The 18,361-nt window shown below is 66.6% G+C and carries 16 protein-coding genes; 10 read left to right on the forward strand and 6 right to left on the reverse strand.

Annotation, left to right across the window (positions count from 1 at the left end; genetic code table 11):
- The first annotated feature begins 7 nt into the window (after positions 1-7).
- From argH to FPZ54_RS13150, 5 genes are read left to right on the forward strand one after another with little or no spacing between them, the layout of a single operon-like run.
- Entirely contained in the window at positions 8-1,378 is a 1,371-nt protein-coding gene (gene argH, locus FPZ54_RS13130; RefSeq protein WP_145847864.1) for an argininosuccinate lyase, read from the forward strand.
- Positions 1,379-1,381: 3 nt separating this feature from the next.
- Positions 1,382-1,621: a hypothetical protein gene (locus FPZ54_RS13135; protein WP_145847866.1), complete on the forward strand. Its 240-nt coding sequence runs from the start codon at positions 1,382-1,384 to the stop codon at positions 1,619-1,621.
- 18 nt (positions 1,622-1,639) lie between these two features.
- Positions 1,640-2,899 carry a diaminopimelate decarboxylase gene (lysA, locus tag FPZ54_RS13140; RefSeq protein ID WP_145847868.1) on the forward strand — a complete coding sequence of 420 codons (1,260 nt, stop codon included), beginning with the start codon at positions 1,640-1,642 and terminating at the stop codon, positions 2,897-2,899.
- Positions 2,896-3,651: a precorrin-2 dehydrogenase/sirohydrochlorin ferrochelatase family protein gene (locus FPZ54_RS13145; RefSeq protein ID WP_239019573.1), complete on the forward strand. Its 756-nt coding sequence runs from the start codon at positions 2,896-2,898 to the stop codon at positions 3,649-3,651. The genes lysA and FPZ54_RS13145 overlap by 4 nt, the downstream gene beginning before the upstream one ends.
- Positions 3,648-4,598 carry a zinc transporter ZntB gene (locus tag FPZ54_RS13150; RefSeq protein ID WP_145847870.1) on the forward strand — a complete coding sequence of 317 codons (951 nt, stop codon included), beginning with the start codon at positions 3,648-3,650 and terminating at the stop codon, positions 4,596-4,598. Before FPZ54_RS13145 ends, FPZ54_RS13150 begins: the two co-directional genes overlap by 4 nt.
- Here FPZ54_RS13150 and FPZ54_RS13155 read toward each other — a convergent pair.
- Together FPZ54_RS13155 and FPZ54_RS13160 are read right to left on the reverse strand one after the other, a co-directional pair.
- Positions 4,576-5,109 (reverse strand): response regulator, encoded by a 534-nt coding sequence (locus FPZ54_RS13155; RefSeq protein ID WP_239019574.1) that lies wholly within the window; start codon positions 5,107-5,109, stop codon positions 4,576-4,578. The genes FPZ54_RS13150 and FPZ54_RS13155 overlap by 23 nt on opposite strands.
- Before the next feature lie 118 nt (positions 5,110-5,227).
- Positions 5,228-5,767: an NADPH-dependent FMN reductase gene (locus FPZ54_RS13160; RefSeq protein ID WP_239019575.1), complete on the reverse strand. Its 540-nt coding sequence runs from the start codon at positions 5,765-5,767 to the stop codon at positions 5,228-5,230.
- 72 nt (positions 5,768-5,839) lie between these two features.
- Between FPZ54_RS13160 and FPZ54_RS13165 the strand changes: the two genes are divergently transcribed.
- Positions 5,840-6,910 (forward strand): CaiB/BaiF CoA transferase family protein, encoded by a 1,071-nt coding sequence (locus FPZ54_RS13165; protein ID WP_145847874.1) that lies wholly within the window; start codon positions 5,840-5,842, stop codon positions 6,908-6,910.
- Positions 6,911-6,917: 7 nt separating this feature from the next.
- On the opposite strand, the gene FPZ54_RS13170 is transcribed toward FPZ54_RS13165, so the two are convergent.
- Positions 6,918-8,000: a glycosyltransferase gene (locus FPZ54_RS13170; protein ID WP_145847876.1), complete on the reverse strand. Its 1,083-nt coding sequence runs from the start codon at positions 7,998-8,000 to the stop codon at positions 6,918-6,920.
- A gap of 178 nt (positions 8,001-8,178) precedes the next feature.
- Here FPZ54_RS13170 and FPZ54_RS13175 point away from each other — a divergent pair, with 178 nt between their 5' ends.
- The 3 genes from FPZ54_RS13175 to FPZ54_RS13185 are packed head-to-tail and all read left to right on the forward strand — an operon-like array spanning position 8,179 to position 10,828.
- Complete coding sequence (locus FPZ54_RS13175; RefSeq protein ID WP_145847878.1) at positions 8,179-9,105, forward strand: hypothetical protein; 927 nt, start codon at positions 8,179-8,181, stop codon at positions 9,103-9,105.
- On the forward strand, positions 9,102-9,626 hold the full coding sequence (locus FPZ54_RS13180) for a DUF2141 domain-containing protein (RefSeq protein ID WP_145847880.1): 525 nt from the start codon (positions 9,102-9,104) through the stop codon (positions 9,624-9,626). Before FPZ54_RS13175 ends, FPZ54_RS13180 begins: the two co-directional genes overlap by 4 nt.
- 8 nt (positions 9,627-9,634) lie before the next feature.
- A complete protein-coding gene (locus tag FPZ54_RS13185) occupies positions 9,635-10,828 on the forward strand; it encodes a glycosyltransferase (protein ID WP_145847883.1) in 1,194 nt (397 codons plus the stop codon).
- On the opposite strand, the gene FPZ54_RS13190 is transcribed toward FPZ54_RS13185, so the two are convergent.
- Entirely contained in the window at positions 10,771-12,231 is a 1,461-nt protein-coding gene (locus tag FPZ54_RS13190) for a hypothetical protein (RefSeq protein WP_145847885.1), read from the reverse strand. The two genes, FPZ54_RS13185 and FPZ54_RS13190, sit on opposite strands and share 58 nt — an antisense overlap.
- On the reverse strand, positions 12,228-13,892 hold the full coding sequence (locus tag FPZ54_RS13195) for a dipeptidyl-peptidase 3 family protein (protein WP_145847887.1): 1,665 nt from the start codon (positions 13,890-13,892) through the stop codon (positions 12,228-12,230). Before FPZ54_RS13195 ends, FPZ54_RS13190 begins: the two co-directional genes overlap by 4 nt.
- A gap of 111 nt (positions 13,893-14,003) precedes the next feature.
- Between FPZ54_RS13195 and FPZ54_RS13200 the strand changes: the two genes are divergently transcribed.
- Positions 14,004-15,626, forward strand: coding sequence for an alkaline phosphatase D family protein (locus FPZ54_RS13200; protein WP_145847889.1), 1,623 nt, complete (start codon positions 14,004-14,006; stop codon positions 15,624-15,626).
- Positions 15,627-15,674: 48 nt separating this feature from the next.
- Here FPZ54_RS13200 and pepN read toward each other — a convergent pair whose 3' ends face one another.
- Positions 15,675-18,260 carry an aminopeptidase N gene (gene pepN, locus FPZ54_RS13205; protein ID WP_145847891.1) on the reverse strand — a complete coding sequence of 862 codons (2,586 nt, stop codon included), beginning with the start codon at positions 18,258-18,260 and terminating at the stop codon, positions 15,675-15,677.
- Between the last annotated feature and the right edge of the window lie 101 nt (positions 18,261-18,361).

The following is an 18,361-nucleotide window of genomic DNA, read 5'->3' on the forward strand; positions in this document are numbered from 1 at the left end:
CAATTCCATGTGGGGCGGGCGCTTTTCCGAAGGCCCGTCGTCGGTGATGCGTGAGATTAACGCATCGATCCCGTTCGACAAGCGAATGTGGCGTCAGGACATCGCCGGATCGAAAGCGCATGTCGCGATGCTGGGGCAGCAGGGTATCGTTTCGGCGGAGGACGCCGCGACGATTTCCGCCGGTCTGGATGCGGTCGCCGCCGATTATGCACGCGACGGGGTGCCCGAGGATCTGGCGCTCGAAGACATTCATATGCTGACCGAATCGCGGCTGGCCGAGAAGATCGGACCGGTGGCGGGGCGGCTGCACACCGCGCGCAGCCGCAACGATCAGGTCGCCACCGATTTCCGGCTATGGGTACGTGACGCGACCGATCAGGTACTCGCCGCGCTCGCCGCGCTGCAGGACGCGCTGCTGGCGCGGGCGGAGGAACATGCCGACAGCGTGATGCCGGGCTTCACCCATCTGCAAAGCGCGCAGCCGGTGACGTTGGGGCATCACCTGATGGCCTATGTCGAGATGATCGCGCGCGACCTCAGCCGCTTCACCGACAATCGCGCGCGGGGCAATCTCTGCCCGCTGGGCTCGGCGGCGCTGGCGGGGACGGGGTTTCCGCTCGACCGGGAGATGACGGCGAGCGCGCTGGGCTTTGACGGGCCGACCCGCAACTCGCTCGATGCCGTGAGCGACCGCGACTTCGCGCTCGATTATCTGATGGCGGCGGCGCAATGTTCGTTGCATCTCAGCCGCCTTGCCGAAGAGTTCGTGATCTGGGCGAGCCAGCCGTTCGGGTTCGTGAAGCTCAGCGACCAGTGGTCGACGGGCAGCTCGATCATGCCGCAAAAGCGCAATCCCGACGCGGCGGAGCTGGTGCGCGGGCATAGCGGGCGCATCGTCGGCTGCCTCACCGCGCTGATGATCACGATGAAGGGCCTCCCGCTCGCCTATTCGAAGGACATGCAGGACGACAAGCCGCCGGTGTTCGAGGCGCACGACCTGCTGGCGCTGTCGATCGCGGCGATGACCGGGATGGTCGAGAGTGCAGCGTTCCGGACCGACCGGATGCGGGGCCTTGCCGAAAGTGGCTTCTCGACCGCGACCGATCTGGCCGATTGGCTGGTGCGCGAAGCGGGCATCCCGTTCCGCGAGGCACATCACATCACCGGCCGCGCGGTCGCGGCGGCGGAGGCGAAGGGCGTTCGGCTCGACCAGCTCGACCTTGCCGAGTTGCAGGCGATCGACCAGCGTATCGACGCGCGGATTTTCGGCGTATTGAGCGTCGATGCTTCGGTGGCGAGCCGCACCAGTTTTGGCGGCACCGCGCCGAGCCGGGTGCGCCAGGCGATCGCTGCGGCGCGCGCGGCAAGAGGAGAATAAGCGATGCGGACCGTGATCCTGATCCTGGCGGCGGCGACGCTGGCGGCCTGCGGCAATCGCGGCGAACTCAAACCCGAGGCGGGGAGCAGCCTGCCGCCCGCGCCCTATGGCGCGGTGGCGACGCCCAAAGCGGGCGAACTGATGACCCCGCCGCCCCAGACCCGCCCGACGCGAAGCGACGAAGTGCTGCGCAGCTCCGAGGAACGCCGCAGCGACGAGTTCGAGCTTCCGCCCCAGACCTGATTTCACACGAAAGCCATCATGGACCATTTCAATCGCAGGAACGGCGTGCTTCACGCCGAAGACGTGCCGATTTCCGCTATTGCGGAAGCTGTCGGCACGCCCGTCTACGTCTATTCGACCGCGACGCTCGAACGCCACGCACAGGTGCTCAAGGCCGCGCTGGCTGATCTGCCACGCGTGCACATCGCCTTTGCGATCAAGGCCAATCCGAACCTCGCTGTCCTCGGCGTGCTGGCCAAACAAGGCTATGGCGCCGATGTCGTGTCGGGCGGCGAACTCAAGCGCGCGCTGGCGGCGGGGATGAAGCCCGAGGACATCGTCTTTTCCGGCGTGGGCAAGACGCGCGCCGAGCTTCAGCTCGGGCTGGACGAGGGGATCGGCCAGTTCAACCTGGAGCTGGAAGAGGAGGGCGAAGTGCTCGCCGACCTCGCCCACGCACAAGGGAAGTCGGCTCCGGCGGTACTGCGCGTCAATCCTGATGTGGATGCCGGCACCCATGCCAAGATTTCGACCGGCAAGGCGGAAAACAAGTTCGGCGTCGCGATCGACCGCGCACCCGCGATCTTCGATCGGCTCGCCAAGCGGCCTGGAATGAACCTGCGCGGCGTGGCGATCCATATCGGCAGCCAGCTCAAGACGCTCGCCCCGCTCGAAGCCGCGTACACGCGCGTCGGCGAGCTGGTCGCGCAGCTGCGCGCCGCCGGGCACGCGATCACCCATGTCGATCTCGGCGGCGGGCTCGGCGTTCCCTATGAGCCGGACGACCAGGTCTCGAGCGCCGAGGACTTCGGTGCGATGGTCAGGCGCGTCACCGCCGACTGGGACGTGACGCTGATGTTCGAGCCGGGGCGCTTCATCTGCGGCAATGCCGGGCTGCTCGTCACCGAAGTGATCTGGGTCAAGCCCGCAGCGGGCCATCCCTATGTCATTGTCGATGCGGCGATGAACGACCTCGCCCGCCCGGCGCTCTACGACGCCTATCACGCGTTCGAGGCGGTCGCGCCGACCGGCGAGAAGTTCGTCGCCAACATCGCAGGCCCTGTGTGCGAAACCGGCGATACCTTCGCGATGGGGCGCGAGATCGATGTCGTGAAATCGGGCGACCTCGGTGTGTTCCGCACTGCAGGCGCCTATGGCGCGACCATGGCGTCGACCTACAACAGCCGCGCGCTGGTGCCCGAGGTGCTGGTGTCGGGCGACAGGTTCGCGGTGGTTGCGGACCGCATCCAGCCCGAAACGATCATGGGGGCCGAGCGCGTCCCCGAGTGGGTGCGGTGAAACGCTCCGGCCTGCCCGTCTTTTTGCGGCTGGACGGGCGGCCGGTGATTCTGGTGGGCGACGGCGCGATGGCCGAGGCCAAGCGCCGCTTGCTCGAACGCGCGGGGGCGGTCCTCGTCGGCGAGGACGGGAACGCGTCCGTCGCCCTGATCGCGTGCGACGATCCCGAGCCTGTGGTGGCGCGACTCAAGGCGCGCGGGATGCTACTCAATGTCGCCGACCGTCCCGATCTGTGCGACTTCACGCTGCCCGCAATTATCGAGCGCGATCCGGTGACGATCGCGATCGGCACCGGCGGCGCCTCGGCAGGGCTGGCAGCGGCGCTGCGCCAGCGGATCGAGCCCCTGATTCCCGCCGGCCTTGGCGCACTCGCGGATGCGTTGGCCCAGGCGCGCGAGGCGATCCGCGCGCGCTGGCCCGATGGCGGCGCGCGGCGACGAGCGCTCGGCGCCGCGCTGGCCGGACCGCTCGATCCGCTGAGGGAACAGGACAGCGGCGCGGTCGCGCGCTGGCTGGCCGATGCCGAGGCGCCCGAAGACCGGATCGAGACGATCGTCCTGACTTCGCCCGACCCCGATGACCTGACGCTGCGCCAGGCCCGCCTGCTCGCCCAGGCCGACCGGCTGAGCCATCGCGCCGAAATCCCCGCCGCGATCCTGGACCGTGCTCGTGCCGATGCCGAACGGATCGTCTGCGACACACCGCCGGTCGGCTTGCCCGGCCTCACCGTCGATCTCTCCCCCGCCCCATGAGCGGCTTTGCCTATCAGGTCGCGGAGGGCGCCACCCGACGCCTCGACCCGCACGAAGCGGTTTGCGCGCAGGGCGGGTTCGTGTGGATTCACCTTACCTCACGCGACGAGGAGGTGCAGGACTGGCTGCGCGACAATGCGGGGCTGGATCATTTCACGATCGACGCGCTCACTGCGCTGGAAACCCGGCCGCGCTGCGAGCAGATCGATGGCGCGGCGGTGCTCAACCTGCGCGGCATGACGCACGCGGCGATGGCGAGCAGCGATCCGCTCGCCTCGATCCGGCTGCGCGCGGATGGGGCGCGGGTGATTTCGGTGACGCGGCTGCCGCTCGATGCGCTGGATGCGGCGCGCGAAGCGATCGAGGCGGGGCAGATCAGCGATGCGGGAGATCTGATCGCCACGCTTGCCGGGGCGATCACCGAACAGCTCGATCCCGAGGTCGCACAGCTTGGCGATTCGCTCGACGATTGCGAGGAGCAGCTCGATCCACGCATGGCGTTCGACCTGCGCCGCAACGTCAATCATGTCCGACGCCAGGCGATCGGCTATCGCCGCTTCCTGTATCCCCAGCGGGTGGCGCTGGAAAAGCTGGCGGGACTGGCGGTGGCATGGCTGAGCGACGAGGACCGGCTGCATATCGGTGCTGCGGCGGATCGCGCGGCGCGGATGGCCGAGGAACTGGAGAGCATCCGCGAGCGCGCGGCGCTGATCCACGAAACGCTGACCGATTTGCGCGCGGAAGTCATCGACCAGCGGTCGCTGCTGATCGCGGTGGTGGCGATGGTGTTTCTGCCGCTGACCTTCATCACCGGCCTGTTCGGGATGAATGTCGATGGCATTCCCTATGCCCATCATGCGGGTTCATTCTGGGCGATCACCGGGTTCAGCCTGGCGATTGCGGTGGGCGTCGGCCTGTGGTTCGTCAGGCGCCACTGGTTCCGCTGAGCGCCTCGACCTGCGCATTGAGCGACTGGATCGAGCTGACCAGCCTGGCGCGATCGGCGCGGGTAACGGCCAGTTCGCTGCGCGCTTCCCCCAGTTCGATCGCGCGCGCCGCGATCCGCGCATCGAGCGATGCGACCGCGCGCTTCAATTCGGCGATGCGACCGGCGCGACCGAGCGTACGGTCGATTCGCGCGCCCAGCACGTCGAAATCGAACGGCTTGGCGACATGGTCGTCTGCGCCGACCGCGAGCGCGTCGACCGCGCCGCGCGGATCACTGAGCGCGGTAATCATGATGACGGGAAGATCGGCGGTATCGGGCGCGGCGCGTATCTCCGCCAGCACATCCAGACCGCTCATCCCCGGCATCACCATATCGAGCAGGATGAGGTCAAAGCCGCGTCCCGTGATCAGGTCCAGCGCCTCACGCCCGTTGTCGGCGAGCACGACCATATAACCCATCGCGCCGAGCCGCGCGCCGATGACGTGCAGGTTGGTACGGCTATCGTCCACGACCAATATGGTACGCGTGCTGCGACGGCGCGGTTCAGCAGAGTGGGAAAAGCCATTGCCCATGCCCCCACCCTATGCGCGCGAGCGTCACGATCCGGTTAACGGCTTCGCAACCAGATCAGCGTTCAAGGAACCACAGAATCTGTCCGACCATCATGCGCAGCTGGGACTCCGCATCCGCCAGCGGATCACCATCGGCGCCCATGTTGATCGCAACCCCCAGCGGGGTCGGCCAGCCGCGCAGGGCGTGGACCACGGTGCGCAGCGCTCCCATGGTCGAAACCGCCGCCTGCCACCCACCTGCGGTCGCGACCATTCCGACCGGCATCCGGTCGAAATAAGCGCGATCGTCGCCGCGCAGCAGCTCGACATGGTCGAGCGCATTCTTGACCAGTCCCGACAGCGTGCCGTGATAGCCGGGCGACCCGATGATTACCGCGTCGGCGCTGCGCAGCACTTCCACGAACTGGGCGATATTTCCCTGGGGAGCCGGATCGCACAGTTCATAGGGCGGGAAGTTGATCGCCTCCCCGGTCAACAATGTCGTGCGCGCGCCCGCCTCGTCCGCAATGGCGAGGCAGCGGGCGAGCGCGCGGCCGGTGGCCGATTCGGGGCGGGACGTTCCGCCAAGCGCGACAATGTGCGGCTTGCTCATCATGCGGCGCTAGCCGAAACTGGCGGATACGGCCACCCGGATCGTGGCGGGGAAATTTGCGGTGGAGATTATGGGGTGCAGGCATCGGGACCACTGGCGGGAGTGCGGATCGTCGAACTGGATGCGATCGGCGCGGTGCCGTTTGCGGCGATGTTGCTCGCCGATCTCGGCGCCGATGTGGTGCGCGTCGTCCAGCCCGGGACGAGCGCGAGCAGCATCGTTCCGACCCTGTATCGCGGACGCTATGAACTGACCCTCGATTTCCGCCACCCGGCTGCGCTTTCCGAATTGCTCGACCTGATCGACCGGGCCGATGGCGTGATCGAGGGGATGCCGCCGGGATCGGCCGATGCTCTGGGGCTGGGGCCGGATCGGTGCCGCGCGCGCAACCCGCGCCTCGTCTATGGCCGGGCGAGCAGCTGGGGCCAGGACGGGCCGATGGCCGAACGGCCCGGGGGCGACATCAATGTCCTGGCGCTCAGCGGCGCGTTGCACGCAATCGGCACTGCCGAAGCGCCGACGGTACCGCTAAACCTGATCGGCGACCATGCAGGCGGCGGGCTGTTCCTGGCGCTGGGGATGGTCAGCGCGATCCTGGGCGCGCAGGCGAGCGGCGAGGGGCGGATCGTCGATGCGGCGGCGAGTGACGGTGTCGGCACATTGATGGCGCTGACCCAAAGCCTGTTCGGATCGGCCCGCTGGATCGATCGGCGGGAGGCCAATCTGATCGACGGCGGCGCGCCATTCTATCGCTGCTATCGCTGCGCCGACGATCGGCATGTTGCAGTCGGGGCGATCGATCCCGCGCATTTTACCGCATTGTGTGGCGAACTTGGTCTCGATGCGCGCAAGATTCCCCAATTCGACCGCGCCGGATGGCCGCAAATGGCGCGCGAGTTTGCCCGCCGCTTCGCAAGCCGCACGCGCGACGAGTGGGTCGCCCGCTTTCCCGACGGCGCTGCCTGCGTGACGCCGGTATTGTCGCTTGCCGAGGCGGCGCGCCATCCCCATGCGTTGGCGCGAAGGCCCTTGTCGGGGGGGCCTGCCGGCGGAGCAACCGCGCCGCAATTCGTCCCCCGCGCGCGTGCGTCCTCACCTGCGCGAATCGCGACGGTCGGCGAGATGCTGGGCCGCTGGAACGATTAGCTCAGAGTCACCGGGCTGCCAGCGCGTCGAACAGATCCAGATAGGCGGCAATCGGCTCCGGCCCCGTCTCGGCCAGCGGCTCCGGGCGCACCCTGCCGGGCATCAGCCAGTGGTTGAGCGCCGCCACCAGCCGCGCGCGGTCCCCCGGCTGAACCACCGATCCGCGCGACGCCGAATCGATCAGTTCGTGGATCGCGACGCTCGAATCGGTCGCCACGACGGGGGTGCCGGCGGCCAGCGCCTCGCGCACGACGCCCGGAACGCCCTCGAACTCGGAGGTGAGCGCGACGAGGTCGGCGCGTGCGATGGCGGGCAGCGGATCGGGCGCATGGCCCGGCATCGACACCCGGTCCGCCAGACCCAGCCGCGCGACGAGCCGCTCCAGCGCAGCGCGCTCCTCGCCTTCGCCCAGGATGACGAGGCTGACCGCCGGGTCGATCAGCCGGGGCAGCGCAGCGATCAACCGGTCCCACCGCTTTTGCGGCGCGAGCCGTCCGACGCCGAGAATGAAGCGTCCCGCGGGAAGCCTTGGCTGCGGCGCGCCCGGAATCGGCAGCGCGGGCGGATTGGGGATGACGTGAAGCCGGTCGGCGCGGATGCCCATCGCCCGCACGGCCTCCCCCGCCATCGCCGGGGTCATCGCCACCACCGCGTCGAGAAAGGATGGATGCATCCGCAGCCACGCGCGATAGGCCATCCCGGCGCCGCGCGGAAGATCGGGCCGCACGAGCGCGTTCGACATCTTGCCCGCAATTGGCGGGCAGGCACCACGCAGCCGTCGCTTCAGCCACCAGGCGGCGCTGGTATAATGATTGCCGGGGCAGAAAACGACGTCCGGCGCCAGCTCGCGCACCAGCGCAGGCAGGCCGAACAATGCGCGATAGGCTGGATTGCCAAGCTTATGCACCGCCACGCCGCCGGGCAGCTCATGCGCGAGCGCCCCGCCCGCATCGCCGATCACCAGTGTAACCCGCCGCCCGGCGCGCGCCCATCCGTCCGCCATGCGTAGCATCGCGCGCTCGACACCGCCCCCCTGGAGCGTCTGAGCAAAGCTCAATATATGCGAGGCAGAGGGCGTTTGATCGGGCATGGTCTTGCAGCTTGCCCTGCTAAAGCCCAAATCGCCCCGCGAAGAAACCGCAATCTGGCGCGAACGGGCGAGATGTGGAACCAGAACAGGTCGTGACACAGTGAAACACGGCCGCAACGTTCCCCGGAGAAGGGCGACCTGCTTGGCCTATGTTGAACCCCCGGGAGCGCAAGCCTCGATGAACACGACCGTTGCCGATCCGGCTCCGCTTCCGGAAGCCGCTGCGCTTGTCGGCCTGGAGCCGATCGAGAAGATTCGCCGCCGCTGGCCGATGCTGCTGGGCGCCGCCGTCTCGCTGCTGATGATGGCGGGTCTCGCCAATGAACTGCTCGACAAGGGGCTGGCCGGGCTGTCGCGCACGGCGCCGGACAGCTGGATCTTCTACGTCTTCTTCGCGCTCTTTTATCTCGGCCCGCCGACCTTCGACTATCTTATCTTTCGCAAGCTGTGGCGCATTCCCGCCTCCGGCATGGTGGCGCTCCACCGCAAGCGAATCGCAAACGAAGTCGTGCTGGGCTATTCGGGCGAAGCCTATTTCTATGCCTGGGCCCGGCAACGCACGAAGATGGTCGCCGCCCCGTTCGGCGCGGTCAAGGACGTCTCGATCCTGTCGGCCATTGCGGGCAATGCGATCACCCTGTTGATGCTGGGACTAGCGCTGCCGCTTGCGACCGATCTTCTAAGCCCCGCTCAATACAAGACCGCTTTGGTATCGATCGGCGTCATCATCGTCATGTCGGTGCCGTTCCTCGTGTTCTCGAAACGGGTCTTTTCGCTCGCCAGGAACACCTTGTGGTGGATCTTCGGCATCCATTCGCTGCGCATCCTTGCAGGTTCGATCCTGGTCGCCTGCGCCTGGCATTTCGCAATGCCCGACGTGTCGCTCGGCATGTGGCTGGTGCTGGCCGCTGCGCGGCTTTTGGTGTCGCGTCTTCCCTTCGTGCCGAACAAGGACCTTCTTTTCGCCAACTTCGCGATCATATTGATCGGGCAGGGACAGGCATTGTCCGAGCTGATGGCATTCACTGCCGCGCTCACCCTGCTCGTCCATGTCGTGCTGTTCGCGATCTTCGGTCTCTATGGCCTCGTCAGGAAGGAATTATGATCCCCCGCTTCGCGCTTGCTCTCCTCCCCGTGCCCTTCCTCCTGTCGGCGGCGCCAGCCTTCGCGCAGATCCTGATCGATGCCGATGCGGCGTGTACCGGCGCCAGTCCGGCGGTGCGAGTCAACGTTACCGGGCTCAAGGATCGCACCGGACGGCTCAAGCTCGAACTCTATCCCGCCAATGAGGATGATTTCCTCAAGGACGACACCAAGCTGAAGAATGAGGGCAAGTTCTTCGCCCGCATCTGGACGCCGACGCCGCAATCGGGGCCGGTGCGGCTGTGCATCCGCGCGCCGCGCGCGGGCCGTTACGCGCTGCTGTTCACCCATGATCGCGACGGCAAGAACAAGTTCAACTTCTGGCGCGACGGCGCGGGGTTCGCCAGCAACCGCAAGCTCGGCCGCAGCCGTCCCGAGCTGAAGGAAGCCGCGATCTCGGTCGGTCCCGGCGGCACCACGGTCACCATTCATGCGCAATATCTGCGTGGCCTGTCCGGCTTCGCGCCCTATAAGGGCGATTGAGGCATCCGATGCGCATCGTCGACGTCAACGAATATTATTCGCCCACGGGCGGGGGCGTGCGCACCTATCTCGACCGCAAGATGCGGATCATGGCCGAGCTTGGCCATGAACTCATCGTCATCGCCCCCTGGGACGAGAACAGAATCGAGGACCGGCCCGATGGGGGACGGATCTACTGGGTCAAGGCGCCGCCGCTGATCCTCGACCGCAATTACTGGCTCTACAATGACGGCAGCGAAGTGCTGCGGCTGCTGGATCAGCTGAAGCCCGATGTGGTCGAAAATTGCTCGCCCTGGCGCCCCGCATGGTTCGTCGGCGACTGGCAGGGCGATGCACTGAAGGTGTTCTTCGCGCATAACGACAATATGGGTGCCTATCCGCATCGCTGGCTGGAAGGACTTGCCAGCCCCGCGCGGATCGAGCGGATGTTCAGCTGGTACACCCGCTATATGGACAAGTTCCTGGGCAAGTATGACGCGTTCGTCACCAACGGACCTGCGCTGGCCAAGCGCTATCGCAAGCGCGGGCTGCATGTCGATGCAGCGATGCCGCTGGGGATCGACCGCAACCATTTCTCCCCGACCCTGCGCGACGAGGCGTTGCGCGCATCGATGCTCGCCCAGCTCGACCTGCCGCCCGATGGTCATCTGCTGATCGGGCTGGGTCGTCACCACAAGGAAAAGCGCTGGTCGATGGTGATCGACGCGGTGCAGCGTGCCGGGACGACGTTGCCGGTCGGCTTGATGCTGCTGGGTCAGGGGCCACAGAGCGAGGCGCTGGAGCGGCAGATCGGGGGCAACAGCCATATCCGCCTGTTCCGCCCGGTCTATGACCGCGAACGCTTCAGCCGCATCCTGGCGAGCGCCGATGCGCTGATCCATGGATCGGACCAGGAGCCGTTCGGGCTGGTCGCGTGCGAGGCGCTGGCGAGCGGACTGCCGCTGATCGTTCCGGACGAGGGCGGCTGTGCGGAGGTGGCCGATCCGCTGTTCGCCGAAACCTATCGCGCGCGCGATGCGCGATCCTGCGCCGCAGCGATCCGCCGCCTGTTCGCGCGCGAGCCCGCGATCCTGCGTGCGGCGACGCGCCATGCGGCGGGACAGGTGCTGTCCGACCACGACCATGCGGTCGCGCTGATCGAGCTTTATTCCGAACTGCTCGCCGAACGCGCGGGCGGGGTGGAACGCCGCCAAAGAGCGTAGCGCTCCTTGCCGAGCGGGAGCAGCGCGACGCGGCGATAGTCGCGCTTGACCGCAGTCGCCATGCGCGCGCGGATTTCCGGGCGCTCGCCGATATAGGGTTTGCGCATCACCACCCATTCGGGCTGTTGGCGAAGGATGCGGTCGATTTCCGCTTCCTGATCCACCCCGATCGCGCCGCGTTCGCGGACACGGCTGAGATGACTGGGAAAGACCCAGGGCGTGACGGTGCAGCGCCCGGCCATCGGATAGAGCATCACCGACCCCGAATAGACATGCAGGCAACCCGGTCCCGGGCCGATCGCGCGCGCGATCGCTGCGATTTCCCCCGGCGTTCCGCGCGTCGCGCGCTTGGCGAGCAATACCGCCTGTCCGCCAACAAATGCGAGCAGGAGCATGATCAGCGCGAAGCGGCGATGGTCGCCCCAGAACCCCGCCGCGCAGATCGCCAGTGGCGGGACCAGCGGCAGCGCATAATGTTCGAACCAGGATCCGAAGACGAGCAGCCCGAGGATTGCCGCGCCGGCCCAGGCGAAGAGGAAACTCTGGAGCGGGCGGGCCGCGCTCGACTTCCCCCGGCCGCGCCAACCGAGCCATGCCGAGGCGAAAAGGGGGGACAGGATCACGATAATGATCGCGAGATTGGCAAGCTGTGCCAGCGCCGGATCGGGGTTGCGGTCGAGGATCGAGAGGAAATTGGCGTAGAGCCACGCTTCGCTTTGGCCCAGCCCCGCATAGGCGGCCCAGGCGAGCGCGGTCGGCGCCAGCGCGGTCGCCGCCCATGCGGACCCCGCCAGCAATACGCGCACCGGTCGCGCGCCCGCACGCCACAGGCTCCACATCAGCCAAAGGCCGAGAAACGCGCCTTCGAACACCACCGAATATTTGAGCTGGAGCGCAAGGCCGATCAGCGCCATCGCGCCCAGCCCGCGGGCGAACAGCCGGCCCGGCATGGTCCGGTCACTGCGTGGCGCGACCAGAAGGACTGCGGCGATCACGAGGAGGTCGTAGAAGATCGGCGCCTGCCCGCCTTGTCCGTCGATCAGATTGGGCCACAGGATCGTCGCCACGCCCGCCGCCAGTGCGCCTTGCTGCCACCCCGCCCGATCCGCCAGCCGCATCACCAGCCACGCGGTTGCCACAAGGCAGGCAAGCGCCAGAGCCTGATAGGCCCAGATGCCCGCGGGAAAGCCGAGCGCCGCGGCCGGGGCATAAAGCAGGAACAGCCCGACCGGCTTGCGGTCCCAGATATCGACGAACGGCAGCGCCCCATCAAGCATCGCCCGTGCGGTGACGAAGTAGAATTCCTCATCGACATGCAGGATCGGATTGCCGAAGGTGATCGCTCGCGCCGCCAGCGCGACGATGAGCAGGATCAGCCAGCGCGGCGCGTGCGCGATGCTCACACCTTGTCGGGATAGACCGGCAGGATATCGACCGGGATCGAGCCCATCGACGCGATCACGCGCCTGGCCGGATCATCGAGAACCGCCCATTTCGCCATGAACGCCTTGGTCCCCTCATAATCGCCATTGCCCTGAAGCACGATCATGTCGCGGAGCAGGTCGCGCAGCCCCGCTTCGAACTTCGCATTATCGATGCGATAGCGTCCGGCCGCCTCATCCCATGCAAAGGCGCCTTTATCCTTGAGATAGCCATATTGCATCGCCGCGCCATGGCCGTGCGCGGACTCGGTGCCGAAGCGCATCGATCGGAAGGTACCGGCGAGATAGGTGGCGAACAGCTGCGGCTTCTCCGCCGCCGGAATCTCGCCCTTGTCCATCATGAACAGGATGTTCCACGCACCCATCACATCGGCCTTGGCCTCTTCGAGCGCCGAAGCCTGGTCCTTGAGCGCCGCGCTGACCGTGGTCTTGCGCCCATTCACGGTGATGCTGCCCGGCCCCAGGCTGTGCGACAGCTCGTGGAACAGCGTGCCGAGCTGCATGTACTTCTTCACTACGCGCTTCGCCTGGTCGTCCACCAGCACCAGCGGGGCCATGGGCGCGAGGATGCGGTCGTATTTGGCGCCGAGCACGTTGGACAGGATTACCTTCTTCGCGCCCTTCGCCTCACGCACTCGCTCGTCATTGGGCAGGTTGAAGGCGATCGTCTGAACACCGGGGACATTGTCGCCGCCGCCGCGAATCTGCTCGGCCACCGCGATCGGCGATTCGAAGCCGCGCTGGAAATTCTTGTACTTTTCCTCGACCGGAAGGTTCGCCTCCATCGCGCGCAGCTGGGTCTTGTATTTGTCGAGCGCCGCCGATTCCTCGGGGTCCTTGAGCGTCAGGAAGCTCTCGAACGCGGTCTTCTGGCCGTACAGCCGGTCGGTATAGACCTCATACGGCCCGATCGCGATCTCGATCGGCGTGTCCTTGAGGTCCATCCAGGCGAGCTCGGATTCGAAATAATCGTCGGTCAGGAACGCCTTGGCGCGCAGCGTCAGGAATTTCTTGAGACTGGCATTGGTCGTGATCGCCGCCGCCCGGTTGAGCAGATCGGCGGCGCGGGTCAACGGCTCCCGATACGCGACCGAATAGGGAACCGCCTTCAGCTTGTCCCCGTCGCGCACCACCACGGTGTAGGGGCTGGTCAACGCGGCCTTCTGGCCCGGATTCTTCGCCAGATAGGCATCGAATTCGGCGCGGGTCAGGTCGGTCGGATAGAATCCCGCACCCTCCGGCATCGCCCCTTCGCCATCGAAGCGGCGCAGATCGGCCAGTTCGTCCCACGGCCCGAAATTGCGATCATACATCTCCAGCGCCAGCGCATCGCCCTGTTGTTCGACTGCGGCGCGGGTCTGGCGCCAGTTGGCGTCGCGCTGGGTGCGATAGATTTCGGACATGATGTCCGAGGCCTGGATCAGCAGATTGACGACCTGCCGCTCCTCATCGGTCAGGAAGCTGGTATCCGCCTGCATCTCCACGACCGCGAGTTTCGCTTTCTGCCCGGCAAGGTCATAGTCCGGCGCCTGGGCAGTCGCGTTCGAGTCGTTCCCGGCGGGCGGCGCCTCTGTGCAGGCGGCGGTAGCGAGAAGCAGGGCGGCGAAAGCGATGGTGCGCATCGGATACTCCGGAAACCAGTCTGATGCGCCATCCTCTAGCTGTGTGCAGGTGAACTGTCACGAACCGGCCATATCGCCGCGCCAAGGGACACGGGATCAGGGAGACACGCCATGACGTTCCGCATCGACCGCCGCTCGCTCATCCTCACCGGCACGCTGGGCCTGGGTGCCTATGCCATCCCCGGCTTTGCCGCGCAGGGGCCGAACTGGATCGTCGATGGGTTCACCCACAATGTCGCGAGCGGCGAGCCCTCCGCAACCTCGATGCTGCTCTGGACCCGCTATGTCGGCAAGGGCGATTCGGCGAAGCTGCGGGTCGAGCTGTCGGAGAGCGCGGACTTTGCCAGGATCCTCGCAGGCGGCGAGGCGATCACCGGCCCCTGGCGCGACTGGACGACCAAGATCACCGTCGCGGGTCTCAAGCCCGGAACCCGCTATTTCTATCGCTTCATCGCCGCCGACGGGACGATGTCGCCGGTCGGGCGGACCAAGACGCTGCCCGAGGGCGACGCGCCGCGCTTTGGCATCGCGGTGTTTTCCTGCTCCAACCTGCCCTATGGCTATTTCAACGCCTATGGCCATGCCGCAGCACGCGACGATATCGATCTCGCCGTCCATCTCGGCGACTATATCTACGAATATCAGAAGGGGGGCTATGCACCCGCAAGCGGCGCGGTCGACGGGCGCTGGCCGCTGCCCGATGGCGAGATCATCCATCTCGCCGATTATCGCCTGCGCTATGCCAGCTATCGCGCCGATCCCGATCTTCAGGCGCTGCACGCCGCCAAGCCGATGATCGTGTCATGGGACGATCATGAATCGACCAATGACAGCTGGGAGGGCGGGGCACAGAACCATCAGGCGAACGAAGGCGAGTGGAGCATCCGCCGCGCCGCATCGATGCAGGCGTGGCGCGAATGGATGCCGGTCTCCGACGAGCCGTGGAAAGCCTATGCGATCGGATCGCTCGCCACCTTGTTCCGTACCGAAACCCGCCTGCTCGGCCGCACAAAACCGCGCGAGGCGGCGGCGCTCATCATGGCGCCCGATTCGGCGGCGGCGATCGCGGCGTTCCGCGACGGGCCGTGGCAGGACAAGGCGATGACGATGATGGGCTGGGAGCAGGAAGCCTGGCTCGCCGCCGAAATGGCCCGATCGGTGAAGGCGGGCACGCGCTGGCAACTGGTCGGGTTCGGCACGATCATGGGCCGCACCGTGACGCCCAAACAGGCGACCGAGTGGATCTCGCCCGATGCACCGCCGCGCGCGCAAGCCTATGTGAAGGCGGGGGTTGCGCTCGCTGCGGCGGGATTGCCGATGAATTTCGACAATTGGGGCGGCTATCCGGCGGCGCGCGCGCGCTTCCTGTCCTCGGCTCAGGGAATGGGCGCCAATCTGGTGGTGCTGGCGGGCGACAGCCACAATGCCTGGGCCTATGATCTGGCGCAGGACGGCAAGGCGGCGGGCGTCGAATTTGCCGGCCACTCAGTCAGCTCGCCGGGCTATGAAGGCTCGATCAAGGTCGATCCGAAGCTGGTCGCCCGCGCGCTGGTCGAATCCAACCCCGAGCTGAAATGGTGCGACACCTCGCGGCGCGGCTATATGGCGCTGACGCTGGCGCCCGACCGGGTGCGCAACGACTGGATCTTCGTCGATACGATCCAGCAGCGCAGCAGCGCGGCATCGGTGGGGCATAGTGCCACAGTGATGCGCGGGCGCAATGTGATGGCGTAAGCCAGGGTGTGGGGGGGCGGGCCGGGCCTGTCCTAGACAAGAACCGGCTCAGTCGAGACTCTTGCTCACCTGTTCGGTCATGTCCTTGCTCAGCCCCGGCTGGGCAAGGATGCGCTCCAGCTCGGCACGCATCTTCGTGGCGCGGTCCGCCTCGAACCTGCGCCAGCGTCCGAGCGGCGGGACGAGCTTCGCTGCGGTTTGTGGGTTGAGCTTGTCGAGCGCGATCAGTTGGTCCGCGACGAAGCGATAGCCGCGTCCATCGGCGCTGTGGAACGCGCGCTGATTGACCGCGAATGCACCGATCAGCGCGCGGGCGCGATTGGGATTGGCGAGCGTGAAATCGGGATGGCGCGCCAGATCCTCGACCGCATCCAGCGTGTCGGCACGAGTCGAGAGCGCCTGGGTCTGGAACCATTTGTCGAGGACCAGGCCATTGTCGCTGTAGCGGTGGTAGAAAATGTCGAGCGCAGCGATCCGCTTGTCGGAAGGGCTGTTGGCGAGCGTGGTCAGCGCGCCCTGACGGTCGGTCATGTTATCCGCCGCGTCGAACTGCGCAAAGGCGAGGTCCGGACCATCCGCCGCGCCGCCCGCATTGATATAGCCGAGCGCGACCGACTTGATCCGCCGCGCCCCCTTTCCAGCCGGCGAATATTCGAACCGGTTCGCGCGAACGCTTTCGTAGAGCGTGCGCCATTGCGCTTCGAGCGCACGGCCCAGGTCGCGGCGCAGCGCTTCGCGCTTCTGGAACACCGCCTCGGGATCGACCACGGCAAGCTGATCGCCGATGAAGCTGTCCGAGGGAAGCAGCACCGCCTCGGCAACAAAGGCATGGTCGAGCGCGGGGTCGGCAAGCGTGTTCGCGACCGCATCGATCACCGGGCCGTGATCGGCGCGCCCCTGCGTCACCGCGGCGACCAGCGTGTCGAGCATCAGCTGCTGCATCGCCTCGTACCGGGCGAAGGGATCGTCGTCATGCGCGGACAGGAAGGCGAGATCGGCGGCGCTGCGATTGGTATCGACGATGACGGGCGCGGAGAAGCTGCGGTTGATCGACAGCACCGGCCGCTCGGTCACGCCATCGAACGCGATCCGGGTTTCGGCATCCTTCAGCAGGACGAGTCGTTCCTCGATCAGCGGCGCCGCGGTTTCGCCGCCGAACAGCTTGAGCTTGAGCGGCAGCACCATCGGCGCCTTGTGGGGCTGTCCCGGCGTTGGGGGGACTGTCTGGCGCAGCGTCAGGTGCGCGCGCGCCTCAGCCGCAGCATGATCGAGCGTCGCGGTGACGCGCGGTGTTCCCGCCTGTGAATACCAGAGGCGGAATTGCGTCAGATCGGCGCCGCCCGCCTCCTCCATACACGCGACGAAATCCTCGCAGGTCGCGGCGGTGCCGTCGAACCGCTGAAAATACAGGTCGGTCGCAGCGCGGAACTTCTGCGGCCCCAGGATCGTGGCCATCATCCGGATGACCTCCGCACCCTTGTTGTAGATCGTCGCGGTGTAGAAATTGGAGATTTCCAGATATTCGTCCGGGCGCACCGGATGCGCGAGCGGGCCGCCATCTTCCGGGAACTGTGCCGCGCGCAATCCCCGCACATCTTCGATCCGCTTGACCGCCGCGCTGCCCTGATCCGCGCTGAACTGCTGATCGCGATAGACGGTGAAGCCCTCTTTCAGCGAAAGCTGGAACCAGTCGCGACAGGTGACGCGGTTGCCCGACCAGTTGTGAAAATATTCATGCGCCACCACCGCGGCGACGGCGTCATAATCATAATCGGTGGCGGTATCGGGATCGGCGAGAATGTAACGGCTGTTGAAGATGTTCAGCCCCTTATTCTCCATCGCCCCGAAGTTGAAATCATCGACCGCGACGATGTTGAAGACGTCGAGATCATATTCGCGGCCATAGACCCGCTCGTCCCAGGCCATCGACAGCTCGAGCGCGTGGAGCGCGTGATCGGTCTTGGGAAGGTCCTTTTCGCGCACCCAGATGCCGAGCTGGACCGCGCGCCCGCTGGCAGTGGTGAAGGTCGCACGGTTGGCGGCGAGGTCGCCCGCGACCAAAGCGAACAGGTATGAGGGCTTGGGGAAGGGATCGTGCCACTCGGCCCAATGGCGACCACTTTCCCCCTCGCCCGACGCGACCGGGTCGCCATTGGCGAGCAGGACGGGGTAGCGCGCCTTGTCGGCCGCCATGCGCACGCGATAGCGGGTGAGGACATCGGGGCGGTCGGGGAAAAAGGTGATGCGGCGGAAACCCTCCGCTTCGCACTGGGTGCACAGGATACCGCCCGAGGCATAGAGACCCATCAACTGGGTGTTGCGCGCGGGAACGATCTCCACCTCGGTCTCGACGCTATGGGCGTCGCCGGGCAGATCGACGACCAGCGCAGGACCGTCCATGCGCCAGGACGCGTCGGCGCCATCGACGCGCACCGCCAATGCAACCAGCCCGTCGCCATCGAGTCTGAGGGGCCGGTCATGCGTGCCGTTGCGCGTCACCGACAGCGATGCGCGCACCCGCGTCCGTTCGGGCGCAAGATCGAAATCGAGGTCCAGATCGGGCACCAGCCAGTCGGGCGGGGTGTAATCCGCGCGGCGGGTGATGGCGGGCGTGGCGGCAAGAGCGTCGATCATGGTCCAGCCTATAAGCCTGCGCGGCGCGGGCGGCACGCGAAGAAATTCGATTGCGGTGTGTCGTCGGGCTGCTACGCCTCAACCCATCTTTGGTTCAATCG

The organism is Sphingomonas suaedae (assembly GCF_007833215.1).
GTDB lineage: Bacteria > Pseudomonadota > Alphaproteobacteria > Sphingomonadales > Sphingomonadaceae > Sphingomonas > Sphingomonas suaedae.

Excerpts from the sequence above, each read along its gene's own strand:
- FPZ54_RS13160 (WP_239019575.1), bottom strand. The coding sequence starts at position 5,767 with ATGATGAGCAAGCCGCACATTGTCGCGCTTGGCGGAACGTCCCGCCCC.
- FPZ54_RS13185 (WP_145847883.1), top strand. The coding sequence starts at position 9,635 with ATGCGCATCGTCGACGTCAACGAATATTATTCGCCCACGGGCGGGGGC.
- FPZ54_RS13175 (WP_145847878.1), top strand. The coding sequence starts at position 8,179 with ATGAACACGACCGTTGCCGATCCGGCTCCGCTTCCGGAAGCCGCTGCG.
- FPZ54_RS13150 (WP_145847870.1), top strand. The coding sequence starts at position 3,648 with ATGAGCGGCTTTGCCTATCAGGTCGCGGAGGGCGCCACCCGACGCCTC.
- FPZ54_RS13170 (WP_145847876.1), bottom strand. The coding sequence starts at position 8,000 with ATGCCCGATCAAACGCCCTCTGCCTCGCATATATTGAGCTTTGCTCAG.
- FPZ54_RS13135 (WP_145847866.1), top strand. The coding sequence starts at position 1,382 with ATGCGGACCGTGATCCTGATCCTGGCGGCGGCGACGCTGGCGGCCTGC.
- argH (WP_145847864.1), top strand. The coding sequence starts at position 8 with ATGTGGGGCGGGCGCTTTTCCGAAGGCCCGTCGTCGGTGATGCGTGAG.
- FPZ54_RS13180 (WP_145847880.1), top strand. The coding sequence starts at position 9,102 with ATGATCCCCCGCTTCGCGCTTGCTCTCCTCCCCGTGCCCTTCCTCCTG.
- FPZ54_RS13200 (WP_145847889.1), top strand. The coding sequence starts at position 14,004 with ATGACGTTCCGCATCGACCGCCGCTCGCTCATCCTCACCGGCACGCTG.
- FPZ54_RS13195 (WP_145847887.1), bottom strand. The coding sequence starts at position 13,892 with ATGCGCACCATCGCTTTCGCCGCCCTGCTTCTCGCTACCGCCGCCTGC.
- lysA (WP_145847868.1), top strand. The coding sequence starts at position 1,640 with ATGGACCATTTCAATCGCAGGAACGGCGTGCTTCACGCCGAAGACGTG.
- pepN (WP_145847891.1), bottom strand. The coding sequence starts at position 18,260 with ATGATCGACGCTCTTGCCGCCACGCCCGCCATCACCCGCCGCGCGGAT.